The organism is Micromonospora sp. NPDC049559 (assembly GCF_040676675.1).
Lineage (GTDB): Bacteria > Actinomycetota > Actinomycetes > Mycobacteriales > Micromonosporaceae > JBFAPK01.
The window spans coordinates 160,776-172,023 of record NZ_JBFAPK010000015.1 but is presented as its reverse complement, the minus strand read 5'-3'; the positions used below and the strand labels follow the sequence as shown (position 1 = coordinate 172,023).

Here is an 11,248-nt window from a genome sequence, read left to right as displayed (position 1 = left end):
GTAGTGCGGCAGCCCGTTGGCGAACGGCGGACCGTCGTAGAAGACGTACTCGTTGGCGCCGTCGGGCCCCGCATCGCGGGCGTCGACGCGCCCGCCGACGCGGGCGAGGGGGACCCGGGCGACGTCAGACCCGGCTGACCCGGATCGCGTCGGCGATGACGTATCCGGTACCGCTGGTCCAGCGGCTGACCGCGACCTTGTCGCCGTCACCGGCGGTGAGGGTGAACGTGCCGATCGACTTCCACTGTCCGCCGCCGGAGCGCTGGTCGACCTGGACCGTCTGGTTGCCGGTCGAGGTGGCGACGATGTACGGCGTCGCGGAGTTGTAGCCCGGGTCGGCCGGGTACCAGACCTCCACCCGGTACGTGCCGGTCTCCGGGATGTTGACCTTGTACCAGGCCGGGTCGCTGGACTGGACCGGGTTCGCGTACCGGTAGTCGGCGCCCTGCCGCTGGGCCGAGTACGTCGAGACGCCCCAGTTCGCGCTGGCGGTGAAGCGGCCGGCGGTGTCGTTGTCGACGGTGGCCGACCAGCTCGGCGGGTTGCCGCCGGAGCCGGTGACGAGCTGCATGTAGTAGGTCCAGTTCCAGTTCGGGCCGGGGTCGGTGTGGGTGGCGCCCGGCACCTGGTTGTGCCCGATGATGTGCGACCGGTCCTTCGGGATGCCGTACTTGTCGCAGAGGAACTTGGTCAGCGCCGCCGAGGAGCGGTACATCGCGTCGGTGTACCAGGAGGCGTCGTTGACGTAGCCCTCGTGCTCGATGCCGATCGACTGGGTGTTGTAGGTCCAGTTGCCGGCGTGCCAGGCGATGTCCTTGTCCCGCACCATCTGGGTGATCGCGCCGTCCGAGGAGCGGATCAGGTAGTGGGCGCTGACCTGGGCGGACGGGTTCTGGAACCAGCTGATCGACCCGGAGTACGAGCCCTGCATGGTGTGGATCACCACGTAGTTGATCGGGTAGGCCGACTCGCGGCTGGAGACCGTGTAGTTGGCGGTGCTGGCCGGCACCCAGGCGGCCGGGCCGTAGTCGGTGCTGAGGGTGCCGACGCCGCCGAGGGGCGCCACCGAGGCGTACGCCCCGCGACGGGGCGCCACGGGGCGGCCGGAGAGGCCGAACGCGCCGCCCGGGGTGGCCGCGGTGAAGCCGGTGGAGAGCAGGTCGTAGACGGTGTCGGCGTAGAGCCGGGCGGTGGCGGGGTCGGTCGCGCCGCCGTACCGGGCGACCGGGGCGTACCAGGCGTCCACGTCGGCGCGCTGGGCGGCGTCGAGGCCGGCCGCGTCGGCGTACGAGCGCAGCACCGCCGCCGCGCCGACGATGTTGGCGCCGGTGTCGGCGCGCAGCAGCGCGGTCGGCAGCCCGGTGCGGGCCGCCGCCTCGTCGAGGGTACGGGTCTTGGGGTTGCTGGTCAGGTGCATGACGCCGTAGCCGCCCGAGGCGCTGGGCGCGCCGCCGTGCCCGTCCAGGTGGGTTTCCGCGTAGCCGAGGGCGGCGAGCAGGTCGCGCGGTACGTCGTACCGCTTGGCGGCGGTGTCGAAGGCCGCGCCCAGCGGGCCGGCCGCCGGGACGCCCGCCATCGGACCCGCCTGCGTCGCGCCGGCGGCCAGGGCGGGCTGGCCGGACCCGATCGCCATGACCAGTGCGCCGCCGAGCAGCAGGCTCGCGCGCCGTCTAGAGAGCCGAACAGTCACCGTCACTCCTCCCCGAGTGATCGGACGTCCCGATCAGGGGACGCCGGGTGGCCGTACGGTATAGCGCGACCTCCGTCTATGTCGAGAGCTTGCAAAGCTATTTACCCTGGTGAAGAATTTCTTCACATGTGGGGCGTGCTAGACCGTGGAGCCGAACAGCTCGTCCCGGACCGCGTCGAGCGCCGTGCGCAGGGCACCCTGGAGGATCGGCTCGTCGGTCAGCTCGGTCACCACCACCCGGGGCTTGACCAGCGTGATCGCGGCCACCTCGTGCTGCACCCGCTCGGCCAGCGCGCTGCCGCCGGCCTGCCCGACCTCCCCGGCCAGCACCACCAGCGGCGGGTCGAGCACCACGCAGGTGCTCGCCACCCCGAGGGCCAGCCGCCGGGCCAGCTCGTCCAGCATCGGGCCGCCCGCCGTACCGGCCGCGATCGCGTCCCGCACCGCGTCGGCCGGCGTGGCGCCCCGGAAGCCGTGCTCGCGGGCGACCGCCCGCACCGCGTCGGCCCCGGCGAGCTGCTGGAAGGCGGGCTTGGCCCGGCGCGAGACGTCCCGCGGGATCGTGGCACCCGGTACGGGCAGGTAGCCGATCTCGCCTGCCGCGCCGCTGCTGCCGTGGTGCAGCCGCCCGCCGAGCACGATGGCGACGCCGACCCCGACGCCGACCCAGACCAGCACGAAGTCGTCCATCCCCCGCGCGGCGCCGGACTGCGCCTCGGCCACCGCCGCGAGGTTCACGTCGTTCTCGAAGACCACCGGGATGTTCAGGTCCTCCCGCAGCGCGGCGAGCAGACCGCGATGCCAGCGCGGCAGGTTGAACGCGAAGGTGATGTCGCCGGTGGCCGGGTCGACCAGGCCGGGCGTACCGAGCACCACCCGCCGTACGCTCGCCAGCTGCGCCCCGGCGCTGCTCGCGGCCTGCACCACCGCGTTGTGCACCACGCCGACCGGGTCGTCGGTGTCCCGGGTCGACTGCTCGACCCGACCGATCACCGCCCCGGTGATGTCCGCGCACGCCGCCACCACCCGGTCCGGGCCGACGTCCACGCCGACCACGTGCGCGCTGCCGGGCCGGACGGCGTAGAGCTGGGCGTTCGGGCCGCGCCCGCCGGCCTGCTCGCCGACCCGGGTCACCAGCCCGCGCTCCTCCAGGCGCTCGACCAGCTGCGACGCCGTCACCTTCGAGAGCCCGGTCAACTCGCCGAGCTGTGCGCGGGTCAGCGGGCCGCGGTCGAGCAGCAGCTCCAACGCCGCCCGGTCGTTGAGCGCACGCAGCAGGCGGGGGGTACCGGGTAGGCGCGTGGAACTCATGCAGCATCCTCTGGGGATTAGGAAGGTTTACTACCGTTTCAGCAAGCTTAGTGAGCAACAAGTAGCCGTAGCGTAATGGCCGTTCCGGGCCGCGACGGTCAGACGACCCGGCACCGCTTGACCGCGACCCGGCCCTCTCCGGGCGACACTCGGACCGGGGCCGCGTCGGAGAGGGAGAAAACGTGGGTACCGACACCGGACTGCGCCGGCTGGCGCTGGGGACGCTACTGGCCGCCTTTCCCGGCGACACGCCGCCGGACTGGGCGCTGCGACTGCTCACCGAGGGGCTGGCCGGGCACACCCTCTTCGGCGGCAACGTCCGGGACCCCGGCCAGGTCGCGGCGCTCACCGCCGCGCTGCGGGCCGCCCGTACCGACGCCATCGTGGCGATCGACGAGGAGGGCGGCGACGTCACCCGGCTCGCCCACGCCACCGGCAGCCCGTACCCGGGCAACGCCGCCCTAGGCGCGGTCGGCGACGTGAAGCTGACCCGCCGGGTGTACCGGGCCATCGGCGACGAACTGGCCGCGCTCGGCATCACGGTCGACCTGGCCCCCACGGTCGACGTGAACTCCGCCGAGGACAACCCCGTGATCGGCACCCGTTCCTTCGGCGCCGACCCGGTCCGGGTCGCCGCCCACTCGGCCGCGGCGGTCGCCGGGTTGCAGGCCGCCGGCATCGCCGCCTGCGCCAAGCACTTCCCCGGCCACGGCGCCACCGTCGCCGACTCGCACTACGAGCTGCCCACCGTGGACGTACCCCTCGACGTGCTGCGCGGGCGCGACCTGCCGCCGTTCGCGGCCGTCGTCGACGCCGGGGTCCAGGCGATCATGACGGCGCACATCCGGGTACCGGTCCTCACCGGCGCCGATCCGGCCACCTTCAGCCACGCCGTCCTGGTCGGCCTGCTGCGCCGGGAGTACGGCTTCACCGGCACGATCATCACCGACGCGCTGGAGATGAAGGGGGCGAGCATGGCCGCCGGCGGCACCGGGCCCGCGGCGGTACGGGCCCTCGCGGCCGGAGCCGACCTGCTCTGCATCGGCGCGAAGGTGGACGAGGCACTGGTCGAACGGGTGGTGGAGGAGATCGTCACCGCGCTCGGCGACGGCCGGCTCGCGCTCGCCCGGGTCGAGGAGGCCGCCGGGCGGGCCGCCGCGCTGGCCGCCCGGACCGGTACCGGCATCCCGGCCCAGCCGTCCCCCGACGGCCTCGGGTACGCGGCCGCCCGCCGGGCGATCCGGGTCGAGGGCACGCCGCCGGAGCTGGGCACCCCGCTCGTGGTGCAGCTCTTCTCGGCCTCCACCATCGCCGAGGGGCGGGTGCCCTGGGGGCTCGGGCCGCACCTGGACCGGTCGGAGCAGTTGCGGGTGGTGGCCACCGAGATCGACGCCGACGCGCTGCGCGAGCTGGCCGGCGACCGCCCGATCGTGCTGGTCGGGCGGAACCTGCACCGTCTGCCCGGCGCCCCCGAGCTGGTCGAGCGGCTGGCCGCCCGGCATCCGGTGACGGTGGTGGAGATGGGTTGGCCCGCGCGGTGGCGGCCGGCGGGGGTGCGCGCCTTCGTCCTCACCTACGGCGCCAGCCACGCCAACGGGCGGGCCGCAGCGGAGGCGCTGGGCCTGGTCGGCTAGGCCGTGTCCGGCCGATCGTGTCGAGCCGAGGCGCAGTCCGGAGCGGCTCCGATCGCGACACTCTCCCGTGGAGGGATGTTCATTCGTCGTTCATTTTTCGCTTGCCGTACGCTCACCGGGCATGGCCCCCGAAGACCTTCCCGGATCCGTACGAAACTCGGCCACGACGGGGGTCGACGGGTGGCTGGCCGGTTCCTGGCGGAGCCGGCTGGTGCTCGCGCTCGCGTGCCTGCTCATCGGCGCCGGGCTGCTGACCATGCTGGCGCCGGCGGGGCTCGGCGGGCCGACGCCGTTGCGGGTGACGCAGGGACCCTCGGCGGCCGGGTACCGGCTCGTGGCCGAGACCGCGGGCAAGGCGCCCGGCTTCGCGCACGATCTCGTCGAACTCGCCACCGAGGGCACCCTGCTGCTCCTGCTGCTGCTGGTCGCGGGGGTCTGGCTGCTCGGCCGGGTCCGCGACCCGCGCATGGTCGGCGGCGCGCTGCTGACCATGGTCGGCACCGCCGTGGCCTACGCGACGAGTGAGGGGCTCAAGGCGCTGGTGGACGAGGAGCGGCCGTGCCGGGCGCTCGGCGCGGTGCACACGATCGCGACCTGCCCACCCGTCGGGGACTGGTCCTTTCCCAGCAACCACTCCACCATCGGCGGCGCGCTGGCGGTCGGCCTGGCGCTGACCGTACGGCGGCTGGCGCCGGTGGTGCTGCCGCTGGGCGTACTGGCGGCGCTGCTGCGGGTCGTCGCCGGCGTGCACTACCCGCACGACATCACCGCCGGACTGGCGCTCGGCGGGACGGTCACGGCCGCGTCGCTGCTGGCCGGAATGCCCGCGGCGGTGCGCCTGGTGGGGTTGGTACGCCAGGTGCCGGTGCTCGGCCCGGCCCTCGCCGGGCGCCCCTGACGCAACGCCGCGCTCCGTACGCGCGCAGGTCCACTTCGGTCGGTTCGCCGAATAGTGACGCGCACCTCTGTTGAACGTGTTCAAGTCTTTCCGTACGCTCGACGTGACCGCAACCTGAACACGTTCAAGAAAGGCGTGGCGCGGTGGACTTCAAGGTCTGGATGTACCTCTGCTACCTGCTCATCAGCATCGGACTGACGATCTGGGTGGCCCGTACGCTCTCCCGCAACGGGCTGGTCTTCCTGGCGGACGTCTTCGCCGACGGCCAGCTCGCCCGGGCCGTCAACAGCCTGCTGGTGGTCGGCTTCTACCTGCTCAACCTCGGTTACGTCACGGTCGCCATGAAGTACGACGGCGGGCTCAGCTCGACCAGCCAGACGATGGAGGAGCTCTCCAAGAAGATCGGGCTGGTGCTGCTCGTCCTGGGGGCGCTGCACTTCTTCAACGTCTTCGCGCTCGGGCGCTACCGCCGGGGCCGGCTGCGCCAGAACTCGGCCCGGCCACCCGTGGCACCGAGCGGCCTGCTCCCGGCGATGCCGCGACCGATGCCGGTCGGGGCGTACGGGGCACCCCCGGACGGGACCCTGCCGCAGCAGCCGGCGCCGGGACCGGTCCCGCCCCGACCGACGGGCCCGGACGCACCTCCGCCGGCTCCGTGACCACCCCGCCGAGCGCCGATCCCACCGGGCACGGGGCCGGTGGGATCGGCACACTGACCGTCCTCTACGACGCGGGCTGCCCCGTGTGCCGTACCGCCCGGCGCTGGCTGGCCGCGCAGGCCCAGCTCGTACCGCTGGAGTTCGTCGCGGCCGGCTCCGCCGAGGCCCGGCGGCGCTTTCCCGGCCTGGACCACGGGGCGACGCTGCGGGACATCACCGTGGTCGCCGACACGGGCGCGGTCTACACCGGCGACGGCGCCTGGCTGGCCTGCCTCTGGGCGCTGCACGGCTACCGCGCGACGGCGGAGACCCTGGCCCGGCCACGCCTGCGCCCGGTCGCCCGGCGGATCGTCACGGCCGCGTCGGCGCTGCGCGAGGCGACCCGGGACGCGGGATACGGTGGCGACGATGACCGACGAGACTGCGCCGACGACCGCTGCGGCTGAGCCCCCCACCCCCCGGGGCGAGCAGACCCGGCAGCACATCCTCGACACGGCGATGCGGCTGTTCCGGGAACGCGGTTACGCCCAGACGACGATGCGCGCCATCGCCAAGGAGGCGGGCGTCGCGGTCGGCAACGCGTACTACTACTTCGGCTCCAAGGAACACCTGATCCAGCGTTTCTACGTCGACAGCCAGGCCGAACACCGGGCCGGCGCCGCGGCGCTGCTGGCGCGCGAACGCGACTTCGCCACCCGGTTGCGCGGGGTGCTGCACGCCGGCATCGACGTGCTGACCCCCTCGCACGAGTTCGCCGCCACCTTCTTCAAGACCGCCGCCGAACCGACGTCGCCGCTGAGCCCCTTCTCGGCGGCGTCGTCGGAGCCCCGGGAGGCCGCGATCGCGCTCTTCCGCGACGTGCTGGAGGGCTCCACGGCCAAGGTCGACGAGGAGCTGCGCCCCGAACTGCCGGAGCTGCTCTGGCTCGCCTACATGGGCGTGGTCCTCTACTGGGTGCACGACCGCTCGCCCGGGCAGGCGAAGACGCGACAGCTGATCGACGGCGCCGTACCGCTGATCGACCGGGCGGTCGGGCTCTCCCGGCTGCGCGTGCTCCGCCCGATCACCCGGGAGGTCCTGCACCTGATCCGTACCATCCGTCACTGATCTCGGCGAACCTGCTGGCAATGGAAATTGCAGGTCAACGGCACTAACGGGCAGTTCGCACCGGTCCTGGCGACCCTTGAAAGCCCGCCGACGGGTACGTAGCGTTACCTTCAGTCGCCGAGCGGCCACCCGTCCCCCGGATCGCCGCCGCAGCGCACCTGCGCCGTACGGGCCGCCGACGCCCGCGCGCCGCAGCGCCGGTACCTCGGCCTGGGAGAGGACGCGGACCGTGGCGCCCACGCGGGGCCACGGTCCGCCGCCGGTCGACGGTCCGGTCCCGGGGCCGACCCCGGAACCGGCCGTCCTCAGGCGACGGCCGCGCTCTCCGCGCCGGCGGTACCGACCCTGGTGAGCCGGCGCCAGGTCTCGCGGCGCTGCGCCTGCCGGGCCGGATCGGCGACCGGCGCCGCGGCCAGCAGCCGCTGGGTGTACGGGTGCCCCGGCGAGCGCAGCACCTCGCCCGCCGCGCCCTGCTCGACGATCCGGCCCCGGTGCATCACCGCCACCCGGTCGGCGAGCTGGCCGACCAGGGCCAGGTCGTGGCTGACGAACAGGCAGGCGAAGCCGAAGCGGCGCTGTACGGACCGGAACAGCTCCAGGATCCGGGCCTGCACCGAGACGTCCAGCGCGCTGGTCGGCTCGTCGGCGATCAGAAGCGCCGGATCCAGGGCGATGGCCCGGGCGATCGCCACCCGCTGCCGCTGCCCGCCGGACATCTCGTACGGGTAGCGGTCCCGCATGGCGGCCGGCAGGTTCACCGCCTCCAGCAGCTCGTCCACCCGCGTCCGCAGCGGCGCCGCCCGTAGGTCGGTGTGGAGCAGCAGCGGCTCGGCGATGCTGTCGCCGACGGTACGGCGGGGGTTCAGCGACGACGCCGGATCCTGGAAGACGATGCCCATCCGGGCCCGGGTCGCCCGCAGGGCCCGCCCGCCGTGGAACGCCCGCCGGGCGGCACGGGCCACGTCCGTACCGTCGACGACCACCTCGCCGGAGTCGACCGGTACCAGCCCGGCCAGCGCCCGGCCGATCGTCGACTTGCCGGAGCCGGACTCGCCGACCAGCCCCAGCACCTCGCCGCCGGCGATTTCGAGGGAGACGCCGTCGACCGCGCGGACCCGGGCGGCGCCGCGCCGGCCCGGATACTCGACCACCACGTCGCGCAGCAGCACCGTGGCGCCCGGCCCGGCGCCCGCGCCCGCGATCGGTTCCCTGCCCGCGGTCGGCTCCGCGCCCGCCGCCGCTCCGGACGCGGGGCCTGCCTGCGCCGCCGGGTCGGGCGCGGACGCGGGGGCGGTCTGCGCCGCCGGGTCGGGCGCGGACGCGGGGGCGGTCTGCGCCGCCGGATCGGGCCGCGCCGGCGGGTCGAGAGTCAGCTCGGCCAGCCGGGGTACCGCGTCGAGCAGGCTCCTCGTGTAGTCGTGCCCGGGCGCGGCGAAGAGCCGCTCGGCCGGCGCCTGCTCGACGACCTCGCCGGCGCGGAGCACCACGACATCGTCGGCGATGTCGGCCACCACCCCCATGTCGTGGGTGATCAGCAGGATCGCCATGTCCAGCCGGGCCCGCAGGTCCCGCAGCAGTTCGAGGACGCCGGCCTGGACCGTGACGTCCAACGCGGTGGTCGGCTCGTCCGCGATCAGTACCGCCGGATCGCAGCTGATCGCCATGGCGATCATGGCGCGCTGGAGCTGGCCGCCGGAGAGTTCGTGCGGGTAGGCGCGCGCCACCCGCTCCGGATCGTCCAGCCCCACCAGCGCCAACAGCTCCCGTACGCGGGCGGCGGCGGCCGTACGGCCCAGGTCCCGGTGGGTACGGATCGCCTCGGCGATCTGGTCCCCGACGGTGAAGACCGGGTTGAGGGCGGTCATCGGCTCCTGGAAGACCGTGCCGATCCGCCCGCCCCGGACCTCGCGCAGCAGGCGCGGTTCGGCGCCGATCAGCTCGGTACCGGCCAGGGAGACGCTGCCGCTCACCCGCGCGTTGCCGGGCAGCAGCCCCAGCGCGGCCATGGCGGTGACGCTCTTGCCGGAGCCGGACTCGCCGACCAGGGCGAGCACCTGCCCGCGACGCAACCCGAAGGTCACGTCGCGGACCGCCTGGTGCGTCTCGCCCTCCACCTCGAACGAGATGGACAGGCCCGCCACCGCGAGCGGCAACTCGGGGGTCGCGGTGGTTCTCACTTCGACAGCGACACCTTCAGGTAGTTCGGGTACGCCGGGAACGAGGCCACGAAGAAGTTCCGCACCTTCGAGCCGTGCAGGAACGAGTTCTTCGTGTAGATCAGCGGGACCACCGGGGCGTCCTGCATGATCCGCTTGTCCGCCTGCGCCCAGAGCGCCTGCGCCTTGGCGGGGTCGACCTCGCCGGTGGCCTGGGCGATCAGCGCGTCGACCTCGGGGTTCGAGTAGCGGGCGCTGTTGTAGCCCCCGCCGCCGACCTGGCTGGAGTCGAAGAGCGGCTGGATGTTGCCGTTCGCGCTCGGGAAGTCGGGCTGCCAGCTGGCGACGGTGAGGTCGTAGTCGCCCTTCTCCCCGGTCACCTCCGCCTCCCAGGCGGTCAAGTCCACCGGCTTGATGGTGACCGTGATGCCGGCCCGCTGCAGCCCCTGCTGGATCGCCTGCGACTTGCTCAGGTTCGGCGCGTCGTTCTGGCTGAGCAGGGTGAGCTTGAGGTTGCCCTGGCCGGCCTCGGCCAGCAGCTGCTTGGCCTTCTCGACGTCGCCGGACGGGTCGGCCGGGTACAGGTTGTAGTCGACCCGGCCGGCGATGCCCGGCGTGATCAGCGTGCTCGCGAGGTCACCGCCGATGGCGCCGCCCGAGGCGACCTGGAACGCCTTCTTGTCCACCGCGTACTCGACGGCCTGGCGCACCTTGACGTCCTTCAGCGGGCCGCGCTGGGTGTTGATCGCCAGGAACGCCAGCGCGCCCGCGTCCGAGGTGACCAGCCGCTGCTTGGCGGTGGGGTTCTGCTGGACCTGGACCAGTTGGGCCGGCGGAACGAAGCCGGCGCCGAAGGCGGACTGGTCGGGGCCGGAGTCGGCGATGAGCCGCTGCCCTTGGACCGTGGTGTCCTGGCCGAGCTGGAAGATGATCTCGTCCGGGCCGCCGGTACGCACCGGGTCGGTCTTCGCGTCCCAGTTCGGGTTCCGCTTCAACGTGACCTGGGTGCCCTGCTGGTACGAGTCGACCTCGTACGGGCCCGAGGCGACCGGGTCCTGGTTGTACTTCTTCGGGTCGTCCTTCGCCTTCGGCACGGGCGAGAACGCCGGCATCGAGACGATCCACGGCCAGTCCCCGTACGACTTGTCCAGGTGGAACACGATCGTCTTCGGGTCCGGCGTCTCGATCGAGTTCAGCTCACCGCCGGTGTACGGGCCCTTGTAGGCGGCCGCCCCGACCAGCAGACTCTTGTGGTAGCCGAGCCCGCCGGAGAGCTCCGGCGCGAACGAGCGCTCCACGCCGTACTTGATGTCGGCGGAGGTGATCTCCGAGCCGTCAGCGTACTTGAGGCCGTCCTTGAGGTGGTACGTCCAGGTCTTGCCGCCGTCGCTGCTCTGGCCGGTGTCGGTGGCCAGGTCGGGCACCACCGCGGCCGGCTTGCCCGGCTGGATGTCCCAGGTGGTCAGTCGGCGCAGCAGCAGGCCGAGGGTGGTGGTGGCCAGGTTCTGGCTCTTGGCCGGGTCGAAGTTGATGTCGGTGGAGGCGGTGAGGATGGTGAGCGTGCCACCCTTGGTGGTGGCCGACGTCGAGCCGGAGGCGCCGGTGGAGTCGCCGGAGTTGGCGTTGCAGGCAGCCAGTGCCAGCAGGGCGGCGAGCGCGGCGGCGCTCGCGGCGGCGGGTCTTCTCATCTGTCTTTCCTTCCTGGCCTCGGCGCTGCCGCGCCGAGCTCTTCCGCGCCTCGGCCCTGCCGAGTGGGTCCTTGCGCACCTCGGCGCGTACCGCACCGGGGTTCC

Annotated in this window: 9 protein-coding genes; 5 read left to right on the top strand and 4 right to left on the bottom strand. The window is 73.4% G+C overall.

Annotated elements, in window-relative coordinates; genetic code table 11:
- Window positions 1-124: 124 nt before the first annotated feature.
- Together AB0J86_RS18555 and AB0J86_RS18550 are read right to left on the bottom strand one after the other, a co-directional pair.
- A complete protein-coding gene (locus AB0J86_RS18555) occupies window positions 125-1,690 on the bottom strand; it encodes an N-acetylmuramoyl-L-alanine amidase (RefSeq protein WP_363858559.1) in 1,566 nt (521 codons plus the stop codon).
- Window positions 1,691-1,828: 138 nt separating this feature from the next.
- On the bottom strand, window positions 1,829-3,001 hold the full coding sequence (locus AB0J86_RS18550; RefSeq protein ID WP_363858557.1) for an ROK family transcriptional regulator: 1,173 nt from the start codon (window positions 2,999-3,001) through the stop codon (window positions 1,829-1,831).
- Window positions 3,002-3,183: 182 nt separating this feature from the next.
- On the opposite strand from AB0J86_RS18550, the gene AB0J86_RS18545 reads away from it, so the two are divergent.
- The 5 genes from AB0J86_RS18545 (at window position 3,184) to AB0J86_RS18525 (ending at window position 7,299) form a co-directional block, all read left to right on the top strand.
- Window positions 3,184-4,635 (top strand): glycoside hydrolase family 3 N-terminal domain-containing protein, encoded by a 1,452-nt coding sequence (locus AB0J86_RS18545; protein WP_363858555.1) that lies wholly within the window; start codon window positions 3,184-3,186, stop codon window positions 4,633-4,635.
- A gap of 121 nt (window positions 4,636-4,756) precedes the next feature.
- Window positions 4,757-5,533, top strand: a complete 777-nt coding sequence (locus AB0J86_RS18540; RefSeq protein ID WP_363858553.1) for a phosphatase PAP2 family protein — start codon at window positions 4,757-4,759, stop codon at window positions 5,531-5,533.
- Between the two features lie 143 nt (window positions 5,534-5,676).
- Complete coding sequence (locus AB0J86_RS18535) at window positions 5,677-6,192, top strand: hypothetical protein (RefSeq protein ID WP_363858551.1); 516 nt, start codon at window positions 5,677-5,679, stop codon at window positions 6,190-6,192.
- A complete protein-coding gene (locus AB0J86_RS18530) occupies window positions 6,189-6,638 on the top strand; it encodes a DCC1-like thiol-disulfide oxidoreductase family protein (protein ID WP_363858549.1) in 450 nt (149 codons plus the stop codon). Before AB0J86_RS18535 ends, AB0J86_RS18530 begins: the two co-directional genes overlap by 4 nt.
- Complete coding sequence (locus AB0J86_RS18525) at window positions 6,601-7,299, top strand: TetR family transcriptional regulator (RefSeq protein ID WP_363858547.1); 699 nt, start codon at window positions 6,601-6,603, stop codon at window positions 7,297-7,299. Before AB0J86_RS18530 ends, AB0J86_RS18525 begins: the two co-directional genes overlap by 38 nt.
- A 305-nt stretch (window positions 7,300-7,604) precedes the next feature.
- Here AB0J86_RS18525 and AB0J86_RS18520 read toward each other — a convergent pair whose 3' ends face one another.
- Together AB0J86_RS18520 and AB0J86_RS18515 are read right to left on the bottom strand one after the other, a co-directional pair.
- A complete protein-coding gene (locus tag AB0J86_RS18520; protein WP_363858546.1) occupies window positions 7,605-9,476 on the bottom strand; it encodes an ABC transporter ATP-binding protein in 1,872 nt (623 codons plus the stop codon).
- Window positions 9,473-11,143 (bottom strand): ABC transporter substrate-binding protein, encoded by a 1,671-nt coding sequence (locus tag AB0J86_RS18515; RefSeq protein WP_363858544.1) that lies wholly within the window; start codon window positions 11,141-11,143, stop codon window positions 9,473-9,475. Before AB0J86_RS18515 ends, AB0J86_RS18520 begins: the two co-directional genes overlap by 4 nt.
- Window positions 11,144-11,248 lie beyond the last annotated feature (105 nt).

Excerpts from the sequence above, each read along its gene's own strand:
- AB0J86_RS18550 (WP_363858557.1), bottom strand. The coding sequence starts at position 3,001 with ATGAGTTCCACGCGCCTACCCGGTACCCCCCGCCTGCTGCGTGCGCTC.
- AB0J86_RS18540 (WP_363858553.1), top strand. The coding sequence starts at position 4,757 with ATGGCCCCCGAAGACCTTCCCGGATCCGTACGAAACTCGGCCACGACG.
- AB0J86_RS18525 (WP_363858547.1), top strand. The coding sequence starts at position 6,601 with ATGACCGACGAGACTGCGCCGACGACCGCTGCGGCTGAGCCCCCCACC.
- AB0J86_RS18515 (WP_363858544.1), bottom strand. The coding sequence starts at position 11,143 with ATGAGAAGACCCGCCGCCGCGAGCGCCGCCGCGCTCGCCGCCCTGCTG.